Origin of the sequence: Glutamicibacter arilaitensis Re117 (genome assembly GCF_000197735.1) — a bacterium.
In the GTDB taxonomy this organism is placed as follows: Bacteria; Actinomycetota; Actinomycetes; order Actinomycetales; family Micrococcaceae; genus Glutamicibacter; species Glutamicibacter arilaitensis.
In genome coordinates this window covers 1096644-1122816 of record NC_014550.1, presented here as the reverse complement: position 1 = coordinate 1122816, position 26173 = coordinate 1096644, and the positions used below count along the sequence as shown (strand labels likewise).

At 58.0% G+C, this 26173-nt stretch carries 23 protein-coding genes; 3 read left to right on the top strand and 20 right to left on the bottom strand.

Translation table 11 applies throughout. The features are described 5' to 3' along the window. Positions 1–117 precede the first annotated feature (117 nt). From AARI_RS05620 to AARI_RS05595, 6 genes are all read right to left on the bottom strand, one after another. Positions 118–672, bottom strand: a complete 555-nt coding sequence (locus tag AARI_RS05620; RefSeq protein WP_013348361.1) for an NAD(P)H-dependent oxidoreductase — start codon at positions 670–672, stop codon at positions 118–120. A 121-nt stretch (positions 673–793) separates the two neighbouring features. After that, positions 794–1216, bottom strand: coding sequence for an alternative ribosome rescue aminoacyl-tRNA hydrolase ArfB (arfB, locus tag AARI_RS05615; protein WP_013348360.1), 423 nt, complete (start codon positions 1214–1216; stop codon positions 794–796). A 114-nt stretch (positions 1217–1330) separates the two neighbouring features. Continuing rightward, a complete protein-coding gene (locus AARI_RS05610) occupies positions 1331–1630 on the bottom strand; it encodes a YciI family protein (protein ID WP_013348359.1) in 300 nt (99 codons plus the stop codon). A 23-nt stretch (positions 1631–1653) separates the two neighbouring features. Beyond that, a complete protein-coding gene (locus tag AARI_RS05605) occupies positions 1654–3003 on the bottom strand; it encodes a M50 family metallopeptidase (protein ID WP_013348358.1) in 1350 nt (449 codons plus the stop codon). Then, a complete protein-coding gene (gene dxr, locus AARI_RS05600) occupies positions 3000–4223 on the bottom strand; it encodes a 1-deoxy-D-xylulose-5-phosphate reductoisomerase (protein ID WP_013348357.1) in 1224 nt (407 codons plus the stop codon). The genes AARI_RS05605 and dxr overlap by 4 nt, the downstream gene beginning before the upstream one ends. A gap of 81 nt (positions 4224–4304) precedes the next feature. Beyond that, positions 4305–5459, bottom strand: a complete 1155-nt coding sequence (locus tag AARI_RS05595) for an acyl-CoA dehydrogenase family protein (RefSeq protein ID WP_013348356.1) — start codon at positions 5457–5459, stop codon at positions 4305–4307. 236 nt (positions 5460–5695) lie between these two features. Between AARI_RS05595 and AARI_RS05590 the strand changes: the two genes are divergently transcribed. Together AARI_RS05590 and AARI_RS05585 are read left to right on the top strand one after the other, a co-directional pair. Next, a complete protein-coding gene (locus AARI_RS05590; protein ID WP_134780907.1) occupies positions 5696–6319 on the top strand; it encodes a TetR/AcrR family transcriptional regulator in 624 nt (207 codons plus the stop codon). 69 nt (positions 6320–6388) lie between these two features. Then, a complete protein-coding gene (locus tag AARI_RS05585; RefSeq protein WP_013348354.1) occupies positions 6389–6850 on the top strand; it encodes a GNAT family N-acetyltransferase in 462 nt (153 codons plus the stop codon). Positions 6851–6919: 69 nt separating this feature from the next. Here AARI_RS05585 and AARI_RS05580 read toward each other — a convergent pair whose 3' ends face one another. The 14 genes from AARI_RS05580 to pdhA form a co-directional block, all read right to left on the bottom strand. Next, positions 6920–7114, bottom strand: coding sequence for a hypothetical protein (locus tag AARI_RS05580; RefSeq protein WP_013348353.1), 195 nt, complete (start codon positions 7112–7114; stop codon positions 6920–6922). Between the two features lie 30 nt (positions 7115–7144). After that, entirely contained in the window at positions 7145–7636 is a 492-nt protein-coding gene (locus tag AARI_RS05575) for a hemerythrin domain-containing protein (RefSeq protein WP_013348352.1), read from the bottom strand. Positions 7637–7768: 132 nt separating this feature from the next. Further along, a complete protein-coding gene (locus AARI_RS05570; RefSeq protein ID WP_013348351.1) occupies positions 7769–9466 on the bottom strand; it encodes an ABC transporter ATP-binding protein in 1698 nt (565 codons plus the stop codon). Beyond that, on the bottom strand, positions 9463–10533 hold the full coding sequence (locus AARI_RS05565; RefSeq protein ID WP_013348350.1) for an ABC transporter permease: 1071 nt from the start codon (positions 10531–10533) through the stop codon (positions 9463–9465). Before AARI_RS05565 ends, AARI_RS05570 begins: the two co-directional genes overlap by 4 nt. A gap of 51 nt (positions 10534–10584) precedes the next feature. Beyond that, positions 10585–12102, bottom strand: a complete 1518-nt coding sequence (locus AARI_RS05560; RefSeq protein ID WP_013348349.1) for an ABC transporter permease subunit — start codon at positions 12100–12102, stop codon at positions 10585–10587. A gap of 142 nt (positions 12103–12244) precedes the next feature. Then, positions 12245–14047 carry an ABC transporter family substrate-binding protein gene (locus AARI_RS05555; RefSeq protein WP_013348348.1) on the bottom strand — a complete coding sequence of 601 codons (1803 nt, stop codon included), beginning with the start codon at positions 14045–14047 and terminating at the stop codon, positions 12245–12247. A gap of 454 nt (positions 14048–14501) precedes the next feature. Further along, positions 14502–15911, bottom strand: coding sequence for a group II intron reverse transcriptase/maturase (gene ltrA, locus AARI_RS05550; RefSeq protein ID WP_231849448.1), 1410 nt, complete (start codon positions 15909–15911; stop codon positions 14502–14504). Positions 15912–16443: 532 nt separating this feature from the next. Beyond that, a complete protein-coding gene (locus AARI_RS05545; protein ID WP_013348346.1) occupies positions 16444–18087 on the bottom strand; it encodes an ABC transporter ATP-binding protein in 1644 nt (547 codons plus the stop codon). A gap of 3 nt (positions 18088–18090) precedes the next feature. Further along, entirely contained in the window at positions 18091–19113 is a 1023-nt protein-coding gene (locus tag AARI_RS05540; RefSeq protein WP_013348345.1) for an ABC transporter permease, read from the bottom strand. Beyond that, complete coding sequence (locus AARI_RS05535) at positions 19106–20032, bottom strand: ABC transporter permease (RefSeq protein ID WP_013348344.1); 927 nt, start codon at positions 20030–20032, stop codon at positions 19106–19108. Before AARI_RS05535 ends, AARI_RS05540 begins: the two co-directional genes overlap by 8 nt. A 192-nt stretch (positions 20033–20224) precedes the next feature. Beyond that, a complete protein-coding gene (locus AARI_RS05530; protein ID WP_013348343.1) occupies positions 20225–21856 on the bottom strand; it encodes a peptide ABC transporter substrate-binding protein in 1632 nt (543 codons plus the stop codon). Positions 21857–22052: 196 nt separating this feature from the next. Next, positions 22053–23402: a dihydrolipoamide acetyltransferase family protein gene (locus AARI_RS05525; protein WP_013348342.1), complete on the bottom strand. Its 1350-nt coding sequence runs from the start codon at positions 23400–23402 to the stop codon at positions 22053–22055. Then, the gene (locus AARI_RS05520; RefSeq protein ID WP_041649437.1) at positions 23402–24391 is read right to left on the bottom strand and encodes an alpha-ketoacid dehydrogenase subunit beta; all 990 of its coding nucleotides are present in this window, start codon (positions 24389–24391) and stop codon (positions 23402–23404) included. Before AARI_RS05520 ends, AARI_RS05525 begins: the two co-directional genes overlap by 1 nt. 14 nt (positions 24392–24405) lie before the next feature. Further along, positions 24406–25521 (bottom strand): pyruvate dehydrogenase (acetyl-transferring) E1 component subunit alpha, encoded by a 1116-nt coding sequence (gene pdhA, locus AARI_RS05515; RefSeq protein ID WP_013348340.1) that lies wholly within the window; start codon positions 25519–25521, stop codon positions 24406–24408. Between the two features lie 150 nt (positions 25522–25671). On the opposite strand from pdhA, the gene AARI_RS05510 reads away from it, so the two are divergent. Further along, positions 25672–26145, top strand: coding sequence for an Lrp/AsnC family transcriptional regulator (locus tag AARI_RS05510; protein WP_013348339.1), 474 nt, complete (start codon positions 25672–25674; stop codon positions 26143–26145). Positions 26146–26173 lie beyond the last annotated feature (28 nt).

The window sequence follows — 26173 nt, the reverse complement described above, 5'->3', positions numbered from 1 at the left end:
GGTATTTCTCTAGTCCAAGTATGTCACCGTATCGCGGTGAGCGGGTACTCATGCGAGATAGGCCACGGTGTTACCGTGGCCTATCTCGCACTATTTAGCAGTTGGTGCCGCCAAAGCCTAGTTGGCTTCCGCGATTTCCTGGATGCTCTTGAGCACGCCAGAAACCTGCTCAACAACCTCAACGTCATCCTTTGGGTGCAGTTCGGCGAAGCGCACTACCGAGTTAGGGATGGCCAGCTTGACGTTTTCCAGCACGTTTGCGCCGGCGATGTTCAGGGCCTTGCGGGCTTCATCCTGGGCCCAGACGCCGCCATACTGGCCGAAAGCGGTGCCGACAACTACGGTTGGCATGTCCTTCAGCGCGCCAGCGCCGAAAGGACGGGACAGCCAGTCGATGGCGTTCTTCAAGACTGCCGGCATGGTGCCGTTGTACTCAGGAGTGACCAACATCAATGCGTCGGCGTCGCCAGCTGCATCGCGCAGGGCCTGGGCGGCAGCAGGTACGCCGCCCTCAATGTCGTGGTCCTCGTTGTAGAAAGGAATGTTCTCCAGCCCGCTGAACACGGCCACCTCAACACCTTCAGGTGCGTTACGGGAGCCGGCCTCTGCCAGCTGCTGGTTAGTCGATCCCTCGCGCAGGGAACCGACGAGAGTGAGGACCTTGGTGGCCATTGGCGTTCTCCTAAGATTAGAAAGCATAGAAAGCTGACGCTTCACCTACTTTCAACCACCATGCCAGTCCAATGCATTCCACCATTTCAAGTGACATGGGACACGGTGGGGTGCTAGGAGTTTATTCCATCCCGGGCTTGCGGCGCAGTGCCTTCGTGGCCGAGCGATTGGCCTTGGAGCTCAACCGCCGCCGTTGCGAACCGCGTGTAGGCTTTGTCGCCTTGCGCACCGGCGCATCAGGGGCCAGCGCCCGCTGGATGAGGTGCGCCAATTTTTCTTGGGCGATCTGGCGGTTGCGCCATTGCGATCGTTCTTCAGCCGCGGTTACGACGAGCGCTCCGGCCACCAGCTTGGAGCCGAGCTTGCTCAGTAGCCGCTGGCGCTGCCAGTCAGACAGGACCCGTGAAGCGCCAATGACCCAGGAAAGCTCCACACGGGAGTCAGTAGTATTCAAATGCTGCCCGCCCGGGCCGGAGGAACGGGAGAACTGCCAGTTCAGCTCTGCCGCAGGGATCGCCAGCGTAGCGGTGATCTGAACATCCATGGTGTTTCCCACTTCCTCTCCCCTATCATTCTGAGCCATGAACGCTGGTTAACGCAGCTGGCCTCCGTTGTTCTCCCGGGAGAACAACGGAGGCCAGCGCACCGCACCGAGCTTTTAGGAAGCGAATTCGTTCAGCAAGCCCATCACTGGGTTCCATTCGGTGACAGTAGCCTTGCCGACACCGCCAACCTTCTTGAATGGATCGTTCAGGAGCACTTCGTTCAGCGCCTCTGGTGATTCTGCCGCAAAGATCAGCAGTGCGCCGTCATTGACCGGGGTTGGACCCGAAGCCAGCAGGCGTACAGCGCCTTCGCCCAAGAAGCCGCCGAGGTATTCCCGGTGCGCTGGACGATGTTCGTTGCGCAGCTCGGTCGAGTTCTCAGCGTATGCGTATTCAACAGCAAAAACAGTCATGCCTACATGATATTTCTCTACGCTTAGAACAGCTGTATTGGCTTGAAGATATCTGCATATATTAAGAGCCCGCCCATGACCAGCATTGCCACCACGACCACGTAAGTCAGCGGCAAGAGCTTGACCGTATCAACGGGTTTGATCTTCTTGATCTTGAAAATCCTCGCGACCATGCGCTTGAGTCCTTCATAGAGCGCGCCTACGACGTGGCCGCCATCAAGTGGCAAGAGCGGAATCAAGTTGAAAGCGAACAGGGCCAGGTTCAACCCGCCGACCAGTGAAAGCAAGGTTGCGAACTTGTCGGCGACCGAAATGGACCCCTCGGCGCTGATCTCGCCTGCGATGCGTCCTACGCCCACAATGGACACCGGACCGTTGGGGTCGCGTTCCTCGCTGCCAAACGCGGCTTGGGCGACATCCACCATGCGCTGCGGCAGATGCAAGATGACATCGCCAATTTTCAGCAGCTGATCCCCAATCACTCCGGGAACCGCGCTCAAGGGCTGGGTCAGGTCCTGCTGCAAGGATCCCATGCCAACGAAACCGACCTTGGTCATAATGTACTCGCCCTGCTCATCGAGCAGTACGTAACCATTTTCGTCAGTGGCCGGGCGCTCGGTCAGATACGGAGTCAGCTCTGTAGAGTGGCTCTGCCCGTCGCGGACGTAGTCAAGGGTGATGGGTTCTCCAGGATGATCCCGGATGACGTCGGTGAGCTTGTTCCATTCAGCCTGTGCGACGGCGGCACCGTTTACGGCGGTGATCGTGTCTCCCGGCAGCAATCCAGCTTCATAGGCTGGTGCCGTGACATCCTCATCGGTGCATTCGGTCTGATTCGCGTTCTGCGCACTGGCGATGCACTGATACACCTCGGCGACCGTGGTGGTCGGCGTAGCCTGGCCAAAGCTTGTCAGCACAATGGTGATGACCACGAACCCGATGATCAGGTTCATGATGGGCCCGCCGAGCATGATGATGATCCGCTTGTAGATTGGCAGCTGGTAGAACAACCGGCCTTCGTCGCTGGGCAGGACGTTTTCATTGGCCTGCGAGCGCGCATCATCAACCATCTGGCCGAAAACCTTTTGGAAGAGGTTCGGCTTCTTGCCCGGTTTCTCGGAAGCTACCTGCTCACGTGGCGGGTACATGCCCACCATCGAAATGTAACCGCCCAGGGGCAAGGCCTTGATGCCGTATTGGGTTTCTCCGCGCTTGAATGAAACCAGGGTCTTGCCGAAGCCGATCATGTATTGCGGCACGCGCAGCTTGAACAGTTTCGCGGGGACCAAGTGGCCGATCTCGTGCAGGGCAATGGATAGGCCTACGGCCACGACCATGAACAGGACCCCGCCAATGAATAGCAGTGCGCTCACGCCTTGGCCTCCACGATCTTTGCGGCATGGGCTCGGGCCCAACGGTCCGTGTCCATCACCGTTGCAACCGATAGCTCATCGCTGGCCGGAGTGTATTCGTTCAGTACGCGTTCAATGGTTTCCACGATGTCGGTGAAGCCGATCTTTCCGTCATGGAACGCATCCACGGCAACTTCGTTGGCTGCGTTGTAGAGGGCCATGTGAGTACCGGAAGCAGAGGCGGCCTGCTTAGCCAGTTTGACGGCGGTGAAGACTTCCTCATCCAACGGTTCGAAAGTCCAGCTTGCCGCGGTGGAGAAATCGCAGGCCTTGGCAGCCCCGGGCACACGGTGGGGCCAATTGATGCCCAAGGCGATTGGCAGGCGCATATCCGGCGGCGAGGCCTGCGCGATGACCGATCCGTCGATGAACTCCACCATGGAATGGATGATGGATTGGCGGTGCACAACAGGTTCAATCTTTTCCAGCGGCACGTCAAAGAGCAGGTGGGCTTCGATGACTTCCAGTGCCTTATTGACCATCGTGGCCGAGTTAGTGGTCACCATGCGTCCCATGTCCCAAGTAGGGTGAGCCAGTGCCTGCGCTGGGGTGACGTTGCGCAGCTGCTCGTAGCTGTAGCCGAAGAACGGGCCACCGGAGGCGGTGACCAGCAACTTGGCTACTTCTTCAGGAGCACCAGAACGCAGCGCCTGGGCCAACGCCGAATGCTCCGAATCCACCGGTGAGATCTGGCCGGGGGCCGCGATCTGCTTGACTACCTGTCCGCCGATAATCAGGGATTCCTTGTTGGCCAGGGCCAGCAAATGCCCTGCTTCCAAAGCTGCGATGGTCGGAGCCAGTCCAATGGCACCGGTAATTCCGTTGAGCACCACATCGGCTTCGGTGTACGCCGCCACCTCGGTGGCAGCGAGCTCGCCGACCGCCAGTTCCGGTGCATAGCCGCTCACGGAAGCCTGTTCTGCAGCCTGCTGGATTGCTCTTGCGAGCTCTTCCTTGGATTCAACAGCACTGCCAACCAAGGCGGGACGGTGCTTGACTGCCTGCTGCGCGAGCCGTTCAAGGTTGTAGCCACCGCTGATGGCAGCCACCGTGAAGAGTTCTGGGGCGCCGTCGATGACGTCCAACCCTTGGGTGCCGATGGAACCGGTGGAACCGATCAGGCTGACCCGGCGTGGGTGTCCGGCTGGAATGAAAGTTTTCTGGGAGCTCACCCAATCCATTATGGGCCGTTTTACTGTGAGCGCCCAAAGAGCGCCACGCCCCCAGCCAAAGGGGTATGGCGCTCTTTGAACGGATGGGTCCTAGAGACCCAAGCCGCGGGCGATCAGCATCTGCTGAACCTGTGTGGTGCCTTCGCCAATTTCCAGGATCTTCGAGTCGCGGTAGTGCCGCGCCACCAGCGTTTCGTTCATGAAACCATAGCCGCCAAAGATCTGGGTCGCTTCGCGTGCGTTATCCATGGCCGCTTCGCTGGCGATGAGCTTGGCATGCGCGGCCTCGATCTTGAAATCCTTGCCAGCGAGCATCTTTGCTGCAGCGGCGTAGTAGGCCAAACGGGCGGCGTGAGCACGGGACTGCATGCGGGCGATCATGAAGGAGATGCTCTGGTACTGGCCAATGGTCTTGCCGAAGGAAGTACGGGTCTTTGCGTACTTCACCGATTCGTCCACGCAGCCTTGGGCTGCACCTGTTGCCAGGGCGGCGATGGCAATACGTCCCTCATCAAGAATTTCCAGGAAGTAGGCGTAGCCGCGGCCTCGCTCTCCAAGCAGGTTCTCCTCGGGAACGCGCGCACCATTGAAACTCAGTGGATGAGTATCGCTGGCATGCCAGCCCACTTTGTTATAGGCCTTTTCAGCAGTGAACCCCTCGGTGCCGGTTGGCACGATAATCGCCGAGATTTCCTTCTTGCCGGTAGCTTCATCCACTCCGGTCACTGCGGTGGCGGTGACATGGGAAGTGATATCGGTTCCGGAGTTGGTGATGAATTCCTTGGCTCCGTCGATGACCCAATGGCCATCTTCAAGCTTTGCCTTGGTCAAGGCCGCTGAGGCATCAGAACCCGCGCCGGGTTCGGTCAGGCCGAAACCAGCCAAACGTTCACCGGTTGCCAATGCCGGCAGCCACTTCTGCTTCTGCGCTTCATTGCCAAAACGATAGATCGGCATGGCCCCGAGGGACACACCGGCTTCTAAGGTGATGGCCACGGACTGATCTACCTTGCCCAGTTCTTCCAGGGCCAGCGCCAAGTGGAAGTAGTCTCCGCCGGATCCGCCGTGTTCTTCAGAGATCGGCAGGCCGAAGAGACCCATCTGCCCCATCTGCTTGACGATGTCGTAGGGGAAAGTATGGTCTGCATCGTGCTGCGCACTTTGCGGCGCAACAACTTCCTGGGCGAATTCGCGGACCATGTCGACCAGGTCTTGGTGCTGATCATCGAGTTCGAGGTCAATCATGAGGCTCTCTCTTTGTTGATGGACAAACCAACACCCTGCAACTGTTTCTTGGAGATTCCGGTGTAGGTCATTTAAGTCTCGGGACACGTGCTTTTCTTGGAAGCACGGTGCCTGACGAGTATGGTTAATATTTATTAACTGGCTTCTGTTTGCGCGTCTGCAAACAGCTGCATTTTTGACACTAGTGGCAGCCGTCACAGTTGTCCAGAGCAGTCCTTGGCAAACGTAAGGAGATGATGGTGTTGGCGAGTAAATATCAGTCGCTCAACGAACCAACTGATCGTGAGCGCGCCAAAGCTGAACGACGTGAAGCTCTCTTGCGCGAAGCCACTCGGTTGTTCGCTTTGAACGGCTATGCCGGGGTTTCTCTCGAAGATCTGGGCGCTGCGTGCGGTATCTCAGGTCCAGCGGTATACAGGCATTTTGCCGGCAAGCAGGCAGTGCTCATCGCACTGTTAGTGGATATGTCTAAAGACATCTATGCTGGCGGTTGCGCGGCGACCGAAGCTGGCGGCACTCCCTTGGAAATTCTTTCGCGCCTAGTTGATTTCCATACTGATTTCTCGCTGTCCCGCCCGGATATCTTGCAGGTCCAAGACCGCGATTTGAAATCATTGCCGAAGGCCGAATTGGCTTTGGTTCGTAAACTACAGAACTCCTACATTGGGCTCTGGACTACCGAACTGGCCAAATTGCATCCCAGCGGAAGCAAGCAGTCCCACCGATTCCGCGCCCATGCTGTTTTCGGCTTGCTGAACTCAACCGCTCATTCCGCCCACTCGCCGAGGACCAAAAAGTCCGGGCTGAAGCCGTTATTGTCCAACATGGCACTCGCGGCGCTCACTTCCCCGGTAGTGTAGGTTTCAAGCCATTGTTTATTGGCGTGCCGAAACCGGCACGCTGCCCCATCAGACTGAAAGGCCTTTATCGTGCAGCTACGTGAAGTCCACCCTTCCGACTTGGACGCATTCTTCGCTCACCAGCAAGAACCTGAGGCGAACCTCATGGCCGCTTATCAGGCGCGTAACCCAGCCGACCGCGCGGTATTCGACCACCATTGGAATTCGATTCTGAACGATCCAAATATTCTGGTTCGCACCATTGAGCATGAAGGCGATGTTGTTGGCTCCATTTTGGTCTTCGACGGAGACATGCCTGAGATCAATTTCTGGACATCCACCAAGTACTGGGGCAAGGGTCTGACCACCAGCGCCGTAGATGCATTCCTCGCTGAGTACACCAAGCGTCCGCTGACTGCGCACGTGGTCCAGGACAACCTTGGCTCCATCAAGGTACTGGAACGCCGCGGATTCAAAACCGTCGGTACCGAGCAGATTTTCTCCAACGCCCGTGCAGAGGTCGTTACCGAGAACATCATGCAGCTGGACTAGTTTCCAACGAAAAACACCAAGAGCTGGCCCTCAACGAAGAGGGCCAGCTCTTGGTGCGTTAACGCCGAATTATTGTCTTGGGCCGTAGTACCCCTTGCCGTGATCTATATCCTTGCGGGCCTTGCGCAGCGCCCGGGCGGTCTGCGGATCGCGGCCTTCCAAGTCATCTGCGGTGCGATCCAATCCCCTGAATGAGCCGAAGATGAATGGAAGTGCACACAACACGATAATTGCCAGCACAATGAGAATCGAGGCAAGGTCCATTGGCGTTTACTCGCTTTCAGTTCCGTGAGTTCATGCAGCTTTGCAAACCCAGCCCTCGGGCAGCCCTCCACCGTCGAGCAAGCTTTCAAGATGGCTTTGCTCCTCGGGACTCAGGGCGGTATCCATATACGGATAGATAATAGGCTCTTCTTTGGAATTGTGCTGTTCCAGAACGGACAGCAGCTCTTGGCAGCTGGTTTCCAGCTGTTCCGGTGCCGTAGTGGCCCTGAGGGAAGCTTCCAAGGCATTCATCCTGCGCCACAGCTCGCCGTGCTCCCGGTGCATCACCATCAGTGGCATCATCAGCGTATCCTGCGGCAAATGCGGGAAGACGATGGCTTCCTCAAGATAGATATGCCGGCGCAGCGCATCGATGCCGGAGAGAAGGGATTGTGCCCGGGCGTGAGGATCTGCGCCCGCATTCGCGATGTAATTCTCGATGCCCTCATCAATTTGATGATGCTCGCGGGTGAACGCCTGGGCAAGCCGGCCAGCAGCAGTACCGGAGTTCGGTGCGGACATGTCATTCTCTTTTCCCTTGTTGGCTGGCGCCTTCACCCAGCCTCATTTTCAGCTTAGCCCTCGGTAGCCGGAAAATGGAAGGAGCCGTGTATTCGCAGATGATCCTGCGAATACCCGGCTCCTTGGCGACTGCTACTTGGTGCTGTTCAGCACGCGCCAAGCTTCGCGGCGCAATGCCTGCTCATGCGGGTCCGGAACTGGAGCCGCTGCCAACAGGCGCCTGGTGTAGTCGTGCGTTGGTGCGTGCAGCACCGACTCAACCATGCCCTGTTCCACTGCCTTGCCGGACCGCATCACTACGACCGCGTCAGCGAGCATGTCCACCACAGCCAAGTCGTGGCTGACGAACAAGCAGGCGAAGTTGAAGTCGCGCTGGAGGTCCTGGAGCATTTCCAAGACAACTGCCTGAACCGAAACGTCCAAAGCACTCGTGGGCTCATCAGCGATCAGCAGCTCCGGATTCAAGGTCAATGCACGCGCAATGCAAACGCGCTGGCGCTGGCCGCCGGAGAGCTCGTGCGGGTAGCGGTTGATCACGTTGCGCGGGAGCTTGACGGCATCAAGCAGCTCTTCGGCGCGCTTGATGCGTTCGGCCTTTGTGCCCACCTTATGAACCACCATGGGCTCGGTGATGCAATCGCCAATAGGGAAACGCGGGTTCAGCGATGCGGCAGGGTCCTGGAAGATCACACCGATCTGCTTGCGGACCTTGCGTGCTTCCTTCGGCGAGAGCTTGGGAAGATCATGCCCCTTCACCGACAAGGTACCGCTGGCTACCGGCAGCAGGCCGAGCACGGCTTTGACGATGGTGGATTTGCCCGAACCGGATTCACCGACAATGCCCAGAACCTCGCCCTTGGCAACATCAAAGCTGACGTTTTCAACGGCACGGAAGATCTTTCCCCGCATGTCGTATTCCAACACCAGGTCCTTGGCTTCCAACACCAATTCCCGTCCTGCCGGTGCAGTTTCGGAGCTGTGCGTTCCTTGCACGGAGGTCACTGCCGGAGCAGATAAGCGCGGAACCGACGACAGCAGTCGCTGGGTGTATGGATGCTCTGGATGCAGCAGCACCTGCTCCACGGTCCCGGTCTCCACGAGGTTTCCCTGGAACATCACCGCGACTTCATCAGCCATATCCGCAACCACACCCATGTTGTGGGTGATCAGCAAGATACCGGTGTTCAAGCGGTCTTTCAGCTCACGCAGCAGGTCAAGGATCTCGGCCTGAACCGTCACGTCCAGTGCGGTGGTCGGCTCATCGGCGATGATCACCTTCGGATCGCAGGAGATCGCCATGGCAATAACGATGCGCTGGCGCTGTCCACCGGAGAACTGGTGCGGATACTGCTTAATGCGCTTGGCCGGATCTGGGATGCCAACCATCTCAAGCAGTTGCACTGCTCGATCGGTTGCCTCTTTGCCGTAGGCGATGTCGTGCAGTTCCAGTGCTTCGGTCAGCTGGCGCTCAATGGTCAGCACCGGATTCAGTGCGGTCATCGGTTCCTGGAAGACCATTGCAATGTCGGTGGCGCGCATCTTGCGCAACTTGCCTTCATCCAGGCCCACCACGTTGACATTGCCGACCTTGGCCACACCCGTAACGTTGGCGTTGCCTGGCAGCAAGCCCATCGCCGCGGTGGAGGTAACCGACTTGCCCGAACCGGACTCGCCTACCAGCGCCACCACCTGTCCGGGGCGCACGGCCAGGGACAAGCCCTTGACGGCGTGGACTTCCGGACCGGAGGTTTCAAAAACAACGTTGAGGTCATCGAAGCTCAGCGCGAAGTCTTCGGAGCCTTGTTCATTCATTGGTGCTGCGTGGCTCATGGCTTCTCCTTGCGGGTTGGCAGGGCAAACATCCCTGCACGACGACGGCGCTTCTTTCCAACCTGGCGCGGGTCAAACGCATCGCGCAGGCCATCGCCTAAGAAGTTCACCGACAGTGCGATCGTAACGATGATCATGCCCGGCCACCAGAACAGGTACGGACGGGTGGTGAAGGCATTCTGGTACTGGCTGATCAGCAGTCCCAGCGAGGACTCTGGTGATTTCACACCGAAGCCCAGGTAGGACAGCGAGGATTCGAGCAGGATCGCGCCGGCGATTGCGAAGGTCGCGTTCACGATGATCACGCCCATGGTGTTCGGGATCAGGTGCTTGAAAATCACGCGGCTCGTTTTCGAACCCATGGCCTGGGCGGCAGCAACGTATTCGCGTTCGCGCAGCGAGAGGATCTCACCGCGCACCAATCGGGCGAGGCCGGTCCAGGTGACCAGGCCCAGGACAAGGGCCAGGATAATGATGGAACCGGTGGATGCGCCGGCCATCTTACCGAGGACAGCTGCCAGAACCAGCAGTGGGATCACGATGAACAGGTCGGTGATGCGCATCAGGATTTCATCAACCCAGCCGCGGAAGTAGCCGGAAACTGCACCGATAACGGTTCCCAGGAAGGTGGCGACCAAGCCGACGACCACACCGATGATGATGGACTTCTGCGTCCCGTTCATGACCAGTGCGAAGTAGTCCTTGCCTACCGAGTCCTGCCCGAAGGGGTGCTCGCCGATGCGGATGCCTTCCCCGCCCAGCCAGGTAGGGACCAGGCTCAAAGTCGGCTTGCCACCGTCAATGACGGCGCCTGCCTGGTAGAAGTTCTGCCCCCACCAGCCCGGTAGCGGCCCCCAGCCGATCGAGCTGAAGGCAAAAACGGTGATGAAAATCAGGATAACCGAGGAAACCATCGCCGGTTTGTGGCTGACAAAGCGCTCAAGAACAATGCGTCCCTGGCTCTTGGGCTTTTCGTGGATCCGGGCGAGCTTGGCGTCTTCCACCTCGGCGACAGATGTCAGGTTCTGTGGCTCGCGCTCGTTCAAGTTCTTATTCGTAGTGCTCATCGCTGGTCCTTAGGGTTGCAGGCATGAAGGAAGTTCATCAGTTCATGCCTCCTAGACTCGGATTCGTGGGTCAAGCAGGGCGTAAACGATATCCGCCAGCAAGTTGAAGAGGATCGCGGCGGTACCGGTAACCAGGAAGAATGCCATCACCGGTGCCGGGTCGACGTGGTCCAGTCCGGTGGCGAACATTTCGCCCATGCCCTTCCAGCCGAAGACGCGCTCGGTGATCACCGCACCGCCGATCAGGCCGGCGAAGTCGAAAGCGGCAATGGTGGCGATGGGGATCATCGCGTTGCGGAATGCGTGGCGGAAGATCACGGTGCGTTCGCTCAGGCCCTTGGAGCGTGCAGTGCGGATGTAGTCCTGGCGTTGCACTTCCAGCATGGAGGAACGGGTGTAGCGGGAGTAGCTGGCTAACGAGATCACTGCGAGCAGGATGGTGGGCATCAGCAGCTGGGTGCCGTTATCCAGGAAGTGATCCCAGAATCCGCCTTCGAGGTTCGCGGTGGAGGAACCGATGGTTGCGATGGGGCGGCCCTTGACATCGAGGAATCCTGGCCAGGCGCGGAACATGTGGTCGATGATGGTCAGGCCTGCACCGACGACGCCCGTGGCGATGGAGACCGACATGGCGGCCTTGCGCAGGCGTCCACCCATGAAGCGGCCGATAGCTGCCGGGATGAGAACTGCAAGGATCAGTCCGAACAGCAGGATCCAGGAGTTCGGTTCCAGAAGCATGTAGAAGGTTGCGTAGTACATGGCCAGGACCAGCACGACGGTGATCAGTGCCGGGTACAGCACGCGCTTTTCCTTCAGGCCAACGCTCATGGTGGTGGCGCTCAGTGCTACCAAAGCGGTCAGTACCACGATGATTGCCGGTCCCATTTGCGGGTAGCGGTAGAAGTTCAGCCACAGGCTGTACTGCAGCACCAGCGGAACAAACACGGCGGCGGCAATGAAGGTGATGCCACGGCGCTTGAGCGAGCCGCCGAGGAACATCTGCAGGGTGAGACCGACAACTATGCCTATGGCTATTGACGTCCCCACCGAAATTTGCGGATCAGCTAACCAGTCGTTGTAGCTGATGGCCAGGTATTCCTTGAGCAGGACTGCTGCCCAGAAAACCGGAAGTGAGAAGAAGAGGAACGTCATGAACGTCACGATGTAATCTAGGCCAGAGTACTGGCGGATTGCAGTCAAGACACCGATGGCGATACCTAGAACCGCAGCGATGACCGTCGCGAGGACGACCAGGCGCAAAGTGGAGGAAGCGGCGTTGGCCAGCAGCCCGGAGACTTCAACGCCGTTGATATTGCGCCCGAGGTCGCATTGGCCAATCAGGCATTTGCTGGCACCGGTCAGCCAGTCCCAGTAGCGCCCGTACCAAGGCTCGTCCAGGTTCATGTATTCCATACGCTGGGCCATCAGGTACTCGCGGTTATCTGCGTTGCTTTCACGCAGGTCCTTGAGCGGGTCACCTGAATTGATCACCAGTACATAGAGCAAGAGCGAGGCGGCAAACAGCACGGCAATGGCTGAGCCTAATCTCTTGGCGATAAATTTCCACACGGTTCTAATGTCCTACTTTCATCTCACGGAGGTGAGCAGGTCCTTGAGGTTGGGGACCTTTGAACACACTGCGGGGCCCGATTTTTTGATCGGGCCCCACGAGTGCTCACTCACATTGTGCTGGTTCGTTGCCTAGTGGCAACTACTCTGCACGTACCCACTGCTCGGCGTTCCAGACGATCTGGTCCTGGGCGGCGGTGTGACGGACATTTTGGATATCCGAACCCGAGGCGCTCAGGCCTGGGTGGGCGAATACCGGGATACCGAACAGGTCATCCCACAGCAGCTTCTCGATCTTCTTGGTTTGCTCTGCGTGGACCGCTGGGTCCAGCGAGGTTGCCAGGGTATTCCAAGCAGCGTCAACTTCTTCGTTCGAGTACTTGCCGAAGTTCTGCGGCTTGCCCGTTGCGTAGATGTTCTGGCCAGAAGTGATCTGGCCCGAACCTGCCCAAGCGAACAGTGCTACTTCGTAGTCGCCACGATCCTGTGCACCGTTTGGCGAGAAGAAGTCAGCTGAGCCTTCGTCGGAGATCTTGAAGCCAGCCTCGTCGCAGGAGGACTTGATCGTTGAGACCTGGTTGGCGCGGCGTTCGTTAGGTGCCGAGTAGCCGATGCGTACTTCGGTGCCAACAGCATCCTGCTCTTCGAGGATCTTCTTGGCGCCTTCGATGTCTACCTCGTCGTAGCGGCCGTCATAGGCTGCGTCGACGACTTCCTGGTAGTTTTCCTGGAATGGGAAGACTTCGCGGGCGTTCATCACAACGGCATCAGGGTTCAGCGGCTTGACCAGGTTGTCCACAATCTGCTGGCGAGGAACACACATGGCGAAGGCCTTGCGCAGTTCCAGGTTGGTCATGGCGTTGCCTTCAGCAAAGTTGAAGTCCAGGTGCTCCCAGGTCAGGGTGTCACCCTTCTGGATTGCTACCGCGTCGCCAAGGTTCTCCAGCTGTGCCAGGGTATCCACCGTTGGCTGCGGGTTGATGACGTCGACGTCCTTGTTCTGCAATGCCTGGACCATGCTTGCGTCTTCAATGAAGCGGAAGGTCAGTTCCTTGGTTGCAGGTGGGGTGCCGTAGTAGTTCTCGTTGGCGACCAGGGTTACCGATTCGCCGGCCTTCCAGCTACCCAGCTTGTATGGGCCGGAAACTGGGGCGATCTTCTCGTCTGTCAAGGTACCTGGATCAGTCATCCAGCCTTCGTTCCAGAACTTGGCAGCCTTCTCCAGCTTCTTGGAATCGCCTTCACGAATCGCGGTGACGAGTTCTTCGGTGCTCAGGCCGCCTTCTTCAGCGACGACGTGCGCAGGATGAAGCATCCAGGACTGCAATGCCCAGTCAGGATCTGGATCGGTGAACTCAACGGTGAATTCCTTGCCATCCCAGTCGCCCTGCGGACCTTCAGGAACGGTGTCGCCCAGGTCAACGGAGACCGAGTTGAACAGTGGCTTATCCTTGGAACCTTCGTTGAGGTTCAGGTTCTGCACAGCCCAAGCCAGTACCGAGTCCGCAACGGTGATCGGGGTGCCATCGGACCACTTGGCTTCTTCGTTGATGGTGTACTTGATGGTCAGAGGATCGTCGCTGATCTTCTCGTAGCTGCCCATGTCTTCATTCGGGTACAGCTTTCCATCGGTGCCGGTGTAGGCGAAGCCGCTGAACATGCGGTCAACGATTGCCGAGTTGTACGTGGAGTAAGTGTTTGGAGTGAAGCCGTTGTAGCTGATGAACTCCACAGCGCCTACGGTGACATTGATGTTGTCTTCAGCAGTTTTGATATCACCGAGATCGGCCTTGCCGCTGTTTGCTGCTTCTGCTGAGCCGTTGCCGGCACCAGCATCCTTGGATGCATCGGCGCCAGTGTCCCCGCCGCCTGGTGCACAGGCCGAAAGGGCCAGGGCCAGAGCGGCGCCTACAGCTACTGCTTTCGAAACGCGCTGAAACCGCATTTCGCCTCCTTGAGTTCTTGAATGATACGAGTTGAGGATCAGAAGATCCTTTGTGGATCAGATCACAGGATCAATCCATTGAGCAATAGACTAACCCGAATTTGCTGGCTTGGATATAGAAAGAAGCGCTTCAGATATTGGGATGTCGACATCCTTGAGAGTCATTCGCAACGCGCTTGTTACCCACCAGTTCACGAGATGTAGCTCACACCCCCTAGATTTCAAGGATTTCTTTCAGATTGGGAAAAATCAATCGGATCCATGTTTCGCGCACGTTGACACGAAGGGTGGTTTATAACACTTTTGCAACGTTTGTTTCAGATTGATTAAATCTGAAATATTCGTTGAATATGACGATCGTTCAACGGAGGTTAAGCATCGAGTAGGCGGGGGTGTCTAGCCCCCGCCTCTCACACCACCGGACATGCGGGCCCGCATCCGGCGGTTCGCCAAGTCACTGAAAACGATCCCAAGCACGGCGAAAGAACAGCACACCCAACTCCTCCCAATAAGAAGTTGGCAAGGCACGATGAAGAATCGGGGACTTCGCCACACGCCAATACGCACGTGAACTGTTTCCCCACTGGTAAGCCTTATCCTTGACAATCCCCAGACGGCGAAGATTCGCCACCCGAGTACGAGGACGCTTCCATTCAACCCAACGGATCTGACGCAACCGACGTCTAAACCATTGATCGAGTGTGGCAAATTTATCCGCCGTCATCGACAACCGGAAATAACCCATCCAACCCCGAACAAAACGATTCAACTGCTCGATACGGTACTCCATCGACACACTCCACCGCCGAGAAGTCAACCTCCGAATCCGCTCCTTCATGCGTATCCACGCCTTCGGAGCAACCCTGATCCTGACCTTCGAACCTTTGACGAAGTAGAAACCAAAACCCAGCAACGTTGCAACACTCGCCGGATTGATCACTGATTTCTGCCGATTAACCTTCAACTTCAGGCGCTGTTCAAGGACTTTCGTCGCCTGATCCAACACCCGTTCGGCAGCACGTTTCGACTTCACAAAAATTCTGATGTCATCGGCATACCGCACAAAACGGTGATCCCTCGACCAGAACTCCTGATCAAAATCATCCAACATGATGTTCGAGAGCAACGGCGATAAAGGCGACCCCTGCGGGGTACCCTCCGCCGTTTCCCGACGAACACCCTGCGCCATGATCCCAGCCGTCAAATACTTCCGAACAAGCTTCAGAACCCGCTTGTCTTTCACCTTCCGCGCAATCCTGGACATCAGCACGTCATGGTTCACCCGATCAAAGAATGCATCCAGATCAACCTCCACAACCCACCGATACCCCTGCTCAATAACCTTACGAGCCATCGAAGCAGCGTCATGGGCGCTTTTGCCCGGCCGAAATCCATAAGACATCGGTGCGAACCCCTCATCGAAAATCGGGGAAAGCACTTGCGCGAGAGCCTGCTGAATCAACCGATCCAACACAGACGGAACACCCAGCATCCGTTCCCCACCATCAGGCTTCGGAATCATCACCTGACGCACCGGCAACGGCGCATACGTTCCAGCATCAAGCGACTTCCGAGTCTCGATCCAATGCTCACGGCACCAATCACGCAATTCATGCGCTTCAAGCCCATCAACACCAGCAGAACCCTTATTCCGCTCAACACGTTTCAATGCAATCAACAAATTACCTCGCGAGAACACTTGCTCCCACAGATCAACTTGTTGATCCCTGATGTCTTTCCCATCAGCCGCCGGCTCAACGCTACACGCAAGAAAATACTCTCCCGGATTCACCGGTACCATCCCCTCTCTGCCCCACCACGTCCGTGGGTTTTCTGCGATAATCACGTGAGCACGAGAACTCATGCTTCAGTCCATCAATTCCCAGCGTTCAGCCCTTCCCTGCCTCCCTCATCAACCACAATGGGTCTCAGGCAAACGATCAGGTTCCTCACCCGACGCGATTCCTAGGCAGGTACTATAACCTCTGCTGACTTCTGCCCCATCAGTTACTGACCTCGCGGCCAGAACCGCCCCACTCAGTCAGAAGACAGGTGGTGCACTAGGACAGACCTCCCCAGATAAGAGCATTCACTTTCTCCCTGCGCCCGCCACATATACACATCTGCCGTTTCGATGGAGCGGGCTTCACCATCTTGCGCTGGCTTACCCCGACAGACATGCCTCACATGTGATTCGTGTTCCTCAGTGCAGAGGTTTGCCTCCGGCTTCCTTCCCACCCCACCTCGCGGTGACGCAGTTGCCTTCAGCTAGGCCTTAAACCATCTTCCCGGCCAGAGGACTTTCACCTCCAAGTAAATGCCCATGCTGGGCGTACGCAAAATGGGCTGGTGGAACCTTTCGGTTCCACCAGCCCATTGCAGGTAATCGCCGGATGCTAGATCAGCGAAGCACCTGGAATCGCAGCCAGCAGATTGCGGGTGTAGGCGCTCTTCGGCGAAGCGAAAATCTCATCCGCCGTTCCCTGCTCAACGATCTTGCCTCGTTCCATCACGCAAACGTTGTCTGCGATCTGGCGTACGACAGCCAAGTCGTGGGTAATGAACAGGTAGGTCAAGCCCATCTCGCGCTGCAGCTCGTCGAGCAGCTCCAGCACCTGGGCCTGCACCAGCACGTCCAGCGCCGAAACCGCCTCGTCGCAAACAATCATTTCCGGCTGCAAAGCCAGAGCGCGCGCGATGGCGATGCGCTGGCGCTGGCCACCGGAGAGCTCGTTCGGGAAGCGGTGCATGGTTGAAGCCGGCATGGAGACCTGTTCCAGCAGCTCCTTGACCTTCTTCTCGCGCGAGGCTGCGTTGCCAATGCCGTGGATGCGCAGCGGTTCTTCAATGGTTCGGAAGATCGAGTACATCGGGTCCAGGGAACCATATGGATCCTGGAAGATCGGCTGCACGCGTCGGCGGTACTTGAACAAGTGCTTCTCGTTCAGATTGCCGATTTGTTCGCCATCGAAAATGATCTCGCCCGCGGTCTTGTCCAGCAGGTTCAGCACCATCTGGGCGATGGTCGACTTGCCCGAACCGGACTCTCCCACCACAGCGGTAGTGGTGCCCTTGGGGATCTCGAAGGAAACGTTGTCCACCGCAGTGAACTTCTCCTTCTTCCCGAAGCCCTTGCGGATGTCGAAGACCTTGGTCAGATTGCTGATCTTCAGCAGCGGCTCGGCCTTGCCAGGCACTACCTCGTCAACGATCGCCTCATGCTTGTCCCCGCGCTGTGCAGAGAGCGAAGGGGCGGAATTGATCAGGCGCTTGGTGTAAGGGTGCTGCGGGTTGCGCAGGATTTCCAAGGCCGGGCCGTATTCGACAACGCGTCCCTTGTACATTACGACAACCTTCTCGGCGCGCTCTGCTGCCAAGCCCAGGTCGTGGGTGATCAGCAGCACCGCGGTGCCCAGCTCACTGGTCATGGTGTCCAAGTGATCCAGGATCTGTTGCTGCACGGTGACGTCCAGGGCGCTGGTTGGCTCATCGGCAATCAGCAAGCGCGGACGGCAAGCAAGACCGATGGCGATCAGCGCACGCTGGCGCATGCCGCCGGAGAACTCGTGCGGGTACTGGCGTGCACGCGTCTCAGGATCAGGCAAACCTGCGTCTGCCAGGACCTGCGCCACGCGCTTGTTCGGGTTGTCTCCCGCCAAGCCGTTTGCCTTCAGAGTTTCCTTGACTTGGAAACCGATCTTCCAAACCGGGTTCAGGTTGGACATCGGGTCCTGCGGCACCATGCCGATGTGGTTGCCGCGCAGCTCAACGAAGCGCTTTTCGCTGGCCTTGGAAATGTCTTCGCCGTCAAAGAGGATCTGTCCGGAGGAAACCCTGCCGTTGCCTGCCAGCAATCCGATAGCAGCCAACGCCGAAGTCGACTTGCCCGAGCCGGATTCGCCCACGATGGCCACGGTCTCGCCAGGCATCACGGTGAAGTTGGCGTCGCGCACTGCATGGACCGGGCCGTCAGGAGTGGAGAAGGTAATCGCCAGATCCTTGACTTCCAGCAGCGGTTTTGGAGTTGCAGTTTCAGTCATTGCTTAGGCTCCCTTCCGGGCCTTGGGATCCAGCGCATCACGCACTGCATCGCCAAGCATGATGAAGCTCAGGACTGTTATCGAAAGGAACAGCGCTGGCCACATCAGCATCGTCGGGTTGTTACGCAGCTGGGTTTGCGCCGAGGAAATATCATTGCCCCAGCTCATGACGTCAGGTGGAAGTCCGACACCGAGGAAGGACAGCGTAGCCTCAGCCACGATGTACACGCCCAGGTTCACGGTGGCAACCACGATGATCGGGGCCAGCGAATTCGGGATGACGTGCTTGACCAGTGCGCTGAACTTGGACAGCCCCAGCGCGCGCGAGGCCTTCACGAAGTCCGCATTGCGGGCCTCGATCACAGCGCCACGGGTAATGCGAGCCAGCTGCGGCCAGCCGAAGATCGACAGCGTGACGATCACAGTCCATACGCTGCGGTTCTCGCGGAATGCAGGAAGCTGCATCACGATGATGGCACCAAGGATGAGAGGCAAAGCGAAGAAGATATCGCCCAGGCGAGCCAGGATGATATCGATCCAGCCGCCGTAGTAGCCGGCCAAGGCGCCGATCGCACCGCCGAGGAGCACCACAATGATGGTGGTGAACAGGCCTACGAGCAGCGAAGCACGCGTGCCGTAGATCGTACGGGCGTAAATGTCGCAGCCTTGCAGGTTGAAGCCCATGAAGTGCCCGGCACGGCCGGGCTCATTGGAGTTTTCCAGCAGGCAGGCCTGATTGCCATTCGGGTCGATGGAGGTGAACAGCTGCGGGAAAGCGGCAACGATGACGACCGCAAGGATCATGACCGTGGAAATGATGAACAACGGCTGCTTGCGCAGGGAGCGCCATGCTTCGGCCCACATGGACAGCGGCTTGCCGGTTTCCTTCACCGAGTCCACTGCCTGCAGCGGAGCCTCATCCAGCGGAGCAACATAGTGCTCGATCTTGTACTTGGAAACCTTGCCGGCGCGGTTGCTGCGGATGGGCAGACCGTCTTCTGGGTTAAAATTCTGGTTCTCAGGCATAACGGATCCTTGGGTCAAGCAGTGCGTACAGCATATCCACGATGAGGTTGGCGAGCACGAAGACGATCACCAGAACGCCTACGACCGCGACCACCGTAGGGGTTTCGCCCTTTTGGATTGCCTGGTAGAGAAGATGTCCGACGCCAGGGACGTTGAAAATGCCTTCGGTGACGATGGCGCCGCCCATCAACGCGCCCAAGTCTGCACCTAGATAGGTTACGACTGGGATCAATGAGTTGCGCAGGATGTGCACGGTAACGACGCGGTTGCGGCTAAGGCCCTTGGCAGTGGCGGTGCGCACGTAGTCAGCTGTCTTATTCTCGATGACCGAAGTGCGCGTCAGGCGCAAAACGTAGGCCAGCGATACGAGTCCCAGTACCAACGCAGGCAAGAAGAGCTCGCCCCAGGTCGCAGCGCCGGAAACGGTGGGCTTGGCCCATTCGAGCTTGACGCCGACAACGAACTGCAGCAAGAAGCCAAGTACGAAGGTTGGAACTGCGATTACCAGCAGCGATGCAACCAACACAGTGGAATCAAACAGCTTGCCCTTGCGCATACCGGCAATAACACCGAAAAGGATACCGAAAACCGATTCGATCAGCAGGGCAAGAATTGCCAGACGAGCGGTTACGGGGAAGGCGCGAGCCAGCAGGTCGCGGACTTCTTGGCCGGAGAACGAGGTTCCCAGGTCCAACGTCACCAGGTTCTTCAGGTAGAGGCCATACTGAACCCAGAATGGCTTATCCAAGTTATATTGCGCGGTCAGTGCGGCCTCGGTTGCCGGACTCATCGGCTTGCCGCCTGACAAGGCGGCAATCGGATTGCCAGGGGTTGCGAAAACCAGGAAGTACACCAGCAGTGTTGCGCCGAGGAATACCGGGAACAACTGCACGATTCGCTTCAGGGTAAAACTTAACATGCTTGCATCTCACCTCGAGATACGTGAGGGCACAGGGCCATAATTATCCTCTTTCCGTCGAATAATTAATCGACGTTTATTATTGCGAGGCAGGACAAACACGCCAAAGGGAGACCCTGAGGTGCTCGGGTCTCCCTTGACATGTTTTCAGCCCATTCCCCACCCAGTGAGCAGGGGAGAACCGAAAGAAACTTACTTGCCAGTGATCTCGTTGTACAACGGAACGCCGTTCCAGCCGAACTCGACGTTATCCACGTTTTCGCTCCAACCACCCTGGACCGCCAGGTACCACAGTGGAATAGCTGGCAGATCCTTGAACAGGATCTCCTGGGCTTCGTTGAAGATCTTCGCGCCTTCAGCTGGATCGGTAGCCGCAAGGCCCTCGCTCAGCTTGTTGTCGAATTCTTCGCTGGAGTACTGGCCGTCGTTGGAACCTGCACCGGTGCCGAACAGCGGGCCCAGGAAGTTGTACAGCGATGGGTAGTCAGCCTGCCAACCGGTACGGAACGCACCGGTCATCTTGTGGCTGGTGACCTTCTCGCGCAGTTCCTTGAAGGAAGAGAATGGCTTTGCCACGGCGTTGATGCCGAGGTTGCTCTTCAGCTGGTTCACGACGGCTTCGACGTATTCCTTGTTGCCGGCGCCATCAACGTTGTAGCCGATAGAGAATTCATCGCCGGACTTCCACTCGCTGATTGCGTCTGCTTCGTCCCACAGCTTCTTCGCTGCATCCGCGTCGAAGTCCGTGACTTCCTTGCCTGGGATGTCGGCTTTGTAGCCTTCAAGCACCGGCGCGGTGAAGTCATCAGCCTTGACCTTGCCACCGCTGTACACCTTATCGATGATCAGCTGGCGGTCGATGGCACGGGAGATCGCTGCACGGCGGAGGTTGCCCTCTTCGCCTTGCTTGAAATGATCAAGGTAACCCGGGATGGTGATGGTCGCGTTACCGGCGTAAGGCGAGTTGACGGAGCGATCGCCCAGATCCGTGGCATAGGAAGCCAGCGAGCTAGGCGGGATCTGATCCAGCACGTCGAGGTTATTCGAGAGCAGATCGTTGTATGCCGAATCGGTGGACTGGTAGACCTTGAAGTCGATGCCGCCGTTGGCTGCCTTTCGAGGACCGTCATAGCTCTCGTTGACATCCAGCTTCAGGTTGACGTCGTGGTTCCACTCGGTCAGCTTGTATGGTCCGTTACCCACTGGCTTTTCGCCGAAGGCCTTTGGATCCTCGAATGCAGCTTCAGGCAGCGGCATGAAGGCGGTGTAGCCCAGATGCAGCGGGAAGTCCGATTCCGGCTGGGACAGCTCGACGGTGAAGGTGGTGTCATCCACGACCTTCAGGCCTTCCATCTCTTCCTTCTTGGAGCCTTCCTTATTGACCTCGTCGAAGCCCTTGATGGACTCGAAGAAGTACGAGTTCAGCTGTGCGTTCTTCGCGGCTGCACCGAAGTTCCAGGCGTCTACGAACGAAGCAGCGGTTACTGGAGAACCATCGGAGAAGGTCTGATCGGCCTTCAGCTTGATGGTGTAGTTCTGGGAGTCTTCAGTCTCAATGGACTCAGCGAGTTCATTGACTGGTGCACCGTTTGCGTCGTAGCTAACCAGGCCGGTGAAGATCAGGTCCATGACACGTCCGCCACCAACTTCGTTGGTGTTAGCCGGCAGAAGGCCATTCTGCGGCTCAGTGGTGTTTGCGGTAACGACGTACGAGCCGTCACCTTCGCCGCCAGCGGTTTCATTGGAACCGCCGCCGCAAGCCGACAGGGTCAACGCCAAGGCTGCGGATAATACGACAGCCTTAGATGCGTGCGAGTATCGCATCCTATTTCTCCTCAACAGATCGTTGCTGCTTCTGCATTTCGCAGAGCCGTGCGTTCAGGCGTGAGCCATGGCACGTAGTGAATGAGATTACATCAAATAATGCGAAACAACCAATGAATAGTCATGAAAGCAATGCTTGAAATTGGTTTTCTAACCCGACTGAATATATTCCAGCCTCGCCAGCTAGTTGTTATCGTCAAATAAAAATATTCGTCATTCTGGGGTCTTCCAGAACGCTCCCGACACCTGCGAGGAACTCACTTGCTTCCTTCCCGTCGACCACTCTGTGATCGAAAGATAGAGCCAGTGTCATGGTATGGCGAAGAGCCACTTGGTCTTGGTATTCCCAAGGCCTGCGTTTGACTTGGCCTAGAGCCAAGATGCCGGATTGCCCAGGAGGAAGAATTGGAGTTCCGGCATCAACGCCGAAGACTCCCACGTTGGTAATAGAGAAGGTGCCGCCTGTCAGCTGCGCTGGAGACAGAGTCCCTTCACGGCCCTGCAGGATAATCTCGCTCAGTTCCGCTGCCAGCACCGGCAACGTCTTGGCCTGAGCATTTTTCAGCACCGGAACCAGCAGGCCGCGGTCACTTGCCACAGCCATGCCCAAATTAACTGACCCGAACTCAATGATTTCGTCAGCTTTTTCATCCCACGTCGAGTTCAACGCCGGATAGGTCTTCAACAACCGCGTCACCACCAAGGCGGCAAGCGTAGTGATATTCAGCTTCACGTCCTTGAGCAAGCGGTGCGCGCGCATCCGCTCAACCAAATCCATGGAGTCGGTAACATCCACGGTCAAGAATTCTGTGGCGTGCGGCGCAGTGAAGGCCGACTGCACCATGGCTTTGGCGGTGGCTCGTCGAACTGCGGTGATCTTCACATGGCGATCGCCTTCTTGTGCAGCCAGCGCTGAGGCGGTTGAAGCCGACGAGGCCGGCGCAGCAGCACCGCCTGATTCAATAGCCTGTTCCACGTCGCGCCGCAGAACCAATCCATCCTCACCGCTACCGGACAACGACGAAATATCAATGCCGTGATCACGAGCCAGCTTGCGAACCGGTGGCGTGCAGCGCGCGACAGCACTTCCTGCGGCCTTATGAGCCGCTGGCATCTTCGTTGCTGGTGCCGGGCTTGCTGCCGGAACTGGTGTCGAAGCCGGGGCCGGGCGGGCGGCTGGAGCGGTACGGGATTTGCGCGTTGGGCGACTCCCGGTGGCCGCAGGTGCACCGTAGCCCACGAGGGTCGGGGTGCGTTCAGCGATTTTCTGGCCTTCGCCTGGGCTTTGGCTCTCGGCTCCCCCAGGTGCATCGTCAAAGGTCACCAGTGCACCGCCAACTTGCACGGTTTCACCTTCGGTGGCGTGCAGCACCTGGACGAATCCAGCGAAAGGCGAGGGCAGCTCCACCACTGCCTTGGCGGTTTCCACCTCGGCGATGATCTGGTTCAGCGCCACATGCTCGCCAACCTTGATTTTCCAATTCAGCACCTCGGACTCGGTCAACCCTTCGCCGAGGTCTGGGAGTTTGAACGTTTGGGCGGTCATCACTTGGCAGCTCCTTCGGTTGCCTCGTGGTGGCGCATCACGGTGTCCACCGCGTGCATCACTCGATCAAGATCGGGCAGATGATGGCTTTCGAGCCGCGATGGCGGATACGGGATGTCGAATCCGGTCACGCGCAGCGGTGCATGCTCCAGATAGTCGAAGCAGCGTTCGGTGATCTCGGCACAGATTTCGGCGCCAATGCCACTGGTGCGGCTGGCTTCATGGACCACTACCAGCTTGCCGGTGCGCTGCACCGAAGCGGCGACGGTATCAATATCCAGCGGGTCCAGGGTCCGCAGGTCGATGACTTCCATGCTGATCCCCTCATCTTCAGCCGCCATAGCGGCGTCGATCAGGGTGTAGGTGGTCGGACCGTAGCCAACCACGGTGACATCTTCACCTGAACGGATGACCTTGGCCTTGGGCGACCCATCGGGGGCCGGGGCTGCAAGTTCCGCGTCGGTCTTCTCGTGATAGCGGCGCTTGGGCTCGAAGAAGATGACCGGGTCATCGCAGTCGATGGCCTGGCGTAGCATGGTGTAGGCGTCTTCAACGCTGGAGGGCGCGAAAACACGCAGTCCGGCGGTGTGCGCGAAGTAGGCTTCCGGGGATTCGGAGTGGTGTTCAGGCGAACCGATGCCACCGCCATAAGGAATACGTACGGTCACCGGCATCTTTACCCGGCCCTTGGACCGGTAGTGCATCTTGGCCAGCTGGGATACCAGCTGATCGAAGGCAGGGTAGGTGAACCCGTCGAACTGGATCTCCACCACCGGGCGGTAGCCACGGTAGGCCAGGCCAATGGCGCTGCCGACAATGCCGGATTCGGCCAGCGGGGTATCCACGACCCGGTGCTCGCCGAACTTGTTCTTCAGCCCGTCGGTCACGCGGAAGACTCCGCCAAGCGTGCCGATATCCTCGCCGAGCAGGATGACCTTTTCATCCTCGGCCAGTGCGTCATGCAGCGACTTGTTCAGCGCTTTGAGCATGGTGGTTGCCACGGTTATTCTCCACCTTCAAATTCTGCCAAGTAGCCAAGGTAATCCCGGGCTGCGCGTTCGGTTGGTTCATGCTTCTCGGAATAGACGTTGGTAAACAGCTCTTCCACCTTGGGGTCTTCCATGGTGGTGATTGCAGCCCGGAGCTTCGCGGCCAGTTCATCGGCTGCATTCTGTGCCCGCTGCTCGTAGGACTGCACATCGGCACCCATCTCGTGCAGGTATTTCACCAGACGGTCAATGGGGTCCTTGGCCTTCCACTCTTCGAGCTGTTCGTTCTTCCGGTAGCGGGTCGGATCATCGGCGGTAGTGTGCGAACCCATGCGGTAGGTGACCGCCTCGATGAAGGTCGGACCCAAGCCATTGCGGGCGTGATTCAGCGCCGCCTTGGTTGCCGCGTAGACGGCGAGGATGTCATTGCCATCCACTCGCCAGGTCTTCAGCCCGAAACCGTGGGCGCGGTCAGCAATCTGAGTGCGGCTTTGCAGGTGCACAGGCTCGGAAATAGCCCACTGGTTGTTCTGGCAGAAGAACAGCACCGGCGCCTGGTAGCTGGCGGCGAAGACCATCGCCTCATTCACATCACCCTGGCTGGTGGCACCGTCGCCGAAGTAGGCCACGGAGACCTGCTTGCCGCCGTCGAATTTGATGCCCATGCCGTAGCCGGCTGCGTGCAGCGCTTGGGAACCAATCACAATTTGCTGGCAGGCGATGTTGACTTCGTTGGGATCCCAACCACTGGCCTGGGCTCCGCGCCAGACGCTGAGCAGGTCCTCGGCCTTCACTCCCCTGGCCCAGGCAACGCCGTGCTCACGATAGGAAGGGAAGATGAAGTCATCATCCTCGGTGGCGCGGACCGAGCCGATTTGCGCGGCTTCCTGTCCCAATAGCGGAGCCCATAGGCCCAGCTGGCCCTGTCGCTGCAGGGCGGTGGCTTCATTATCCATGCGACGCAGGACAACCATGTCGCGCAGGAAATCTGCAAGGTCCGCCTCTTTGAGGTCCTTGAGATAGTGGTCAAGTTCTTCGTCCGGGATTCGTTTCCCGTCGACGTTCAGCAGCTGATGCGTGGGTAGGCATCCGGCGGCTACGTCAATGTGTTGTGTGGACACGATCGGCATCCTTACTCTCACGTAGTCGGTTGCGGGTTTTTATTCACAAACACCGCTAAATGTGATGCTACTCACGCAAGGCAGGATGCACAATGGTGATTTTAAAATTAGAGCAAAACGCACTGTTTCTGTGACCCAACCAGTGCTAACGTGCACATTATGCAACTCTTGGACAGTACCGACCGGCGCATCCTGCTCACCCTATCCACGACGGCCAAGCGTACCGGTTCAGCAATCGCCACCGCGTTGAACCTTGGACGCAACACCGTGCAGACACGCATGACCCGTCTGGAGAATGAAGTCCTGGATTCGGTGGACCGCCGCATCCCGCCCGAAGCACTGGGCTATGGGCTGCTTTCCTTTGTCGAGCTGCACGTTGAACAACGCTGCCTCGAAGAGATAGCGGCCAAACTGGAAACCATCCCCGAGGTGCTTGAAGCCCACGGCTTGACCGGCTCGGCCGACATCTTGGTGCGCGTTGCCGCCAAGGACGCCGAGGAGCTGTTCCGGGTTCACGGCCAGCTGCTGCACATTGAAGGGGTGAACCGTGCCGACTCGGCACTGTCCATGGCCGAACTGGTCCCCTACCGCACCACCGCGTTAATCAAGCACTCGTTGTCCACTGACGCCTAATTGGCAGCACAGCACAAAGTCCCGGGAA

Coding starts and splice junctions, on each gene's coding strand:
- AARI_RS05620 (WP_013348361.1), bottom strand. CDS start 672: ATGGCCACCAAGGTCCTCACTCTCGTCGGTTCCCTGCGCGAGGGATCG.
- arfB (WP_013348360.1), bottom strand. CDS start 1,216: ATGGATGTTCAGATCACCGCTACGCTGGCGATCCCTGCGGCAGAGCTG.
- AARI_RS05610 (WP_013348359.1), bottom strand. CDS start 1,630: ATGACTGTTTTTGCTGTTGAATACGCATACGCTGAGAACTCGACCGAG.
- dxr (WP_013348357.1), bottom strand. CDS start 4,223: ATGGATTGGGTGAGCTCCCAGAAAACTTTCATTCCAGCCGGACACCCA.
- AARI_RS05595 (WP_013348356.1), bottom strand. CDS start 5,459: ATGATTGACCTCGAACTCGATGATCAGCACCAAGACCTGGTCGACATG.
- AARI_RS05590 (WP_134780907.1), top strand. CDS start 5,696: ATGGTGTTGGCGAGTAAATATCAGTCGCTCAACGAACCAACTGATCGT.
- AARI_RS05580 (WP_013348353.1), bottom strand. CDS start 7,114: ATGGACCTTGCCTCGATTCTCATTGTGCTGGCAATTATCGTGTTGTGT.
- AARI_RS05575 (WP_013348352.1), bottom strand. CDS start 7,636: ATGTCCGCACCGAACTCCGGTACTGCTGCTGGCCGGCTTGCCCAGGCG.
- AARI_RS05570 (WP_013348351.1), bottom strand. CDS start 9,466: ATGAGCCACGCAGCACCAATGAATGAACAAGGCTCCGAAGACTTCGCG.
- AARI_RS05565 (WP_013348350.1), bottom strand. CDS start 10,533: ATGAGCACTACGAATAAGAACTTGAACGAGCGCGAGCCACAGAACCTG.
- AARI_RS05555 (WP_013348348.1), bottom strand. CDS start 14,047: ATGCGGTTTCAGCGCGTTTCGAAAGCAGTAGCTGTAGGCGCCGCTCTG.
- ltrA (WP_231849448.1), bottom strand. CDS start 15,911: ATGAGTTCTCGTGCTCACGTGATTATCGCAGAAAACCCACGGACGTGG.
- AARI_RS05545 (WP_013348346.1), bottom strand. CDS start 18,087: ATGACTGAAACTGCAACTCCAAAACCGCTGCTGGAAGTCAAGGATCTG.
- AARI_RS05540 (WP_013348345.1), bottom strand. CDS start 19,113: ATGCCTGAGAACCAGAATTTTAACCCAGAAGACGGTCTGCCCATCCGC.
- AARI_RS05535 (WP_013348344.1), bottom strand. CDS start 20,032: ATGTTAAGTTTTACCCTGAAGCGAATCGTGCAGTTGTTCCCGGTATTC.
- AARI_RS05530 (WP_013348343.1), bottom strand. CDS start 21,856: ATGCGATACTCGCACGCATCTAAGGCTGTCGTATTATCCGCAGCCTTG.
- AARI_RS05525 (WP_013348342.1), bottom strand. CDS start 23,402: ATGACCGCCCAAACGTTCAAACTCCCAGACCTCGGCGAAGGGTTGACC.
- AARI_RS05520 (WP_041649437.1), bottom strand. CDS start 24,391: ATGCTCAAAGCGCTGAACAAGTCGCTGCATGACGCACTGGCCGAGGAT.
- pdhA (WP_013348340.1), bottom strand. CDS start 25,521: ATGCCGATCGTGTCCACACAACACATTGACGTAGCCGCCGGATGCCTA.
- AARI_RS05510 (WP_013348339.1), top strand. CDS start 25,672: ATGCAACTCTTGGACAGTACCGACCGGCGCATCCTGCTCACCCTATCC.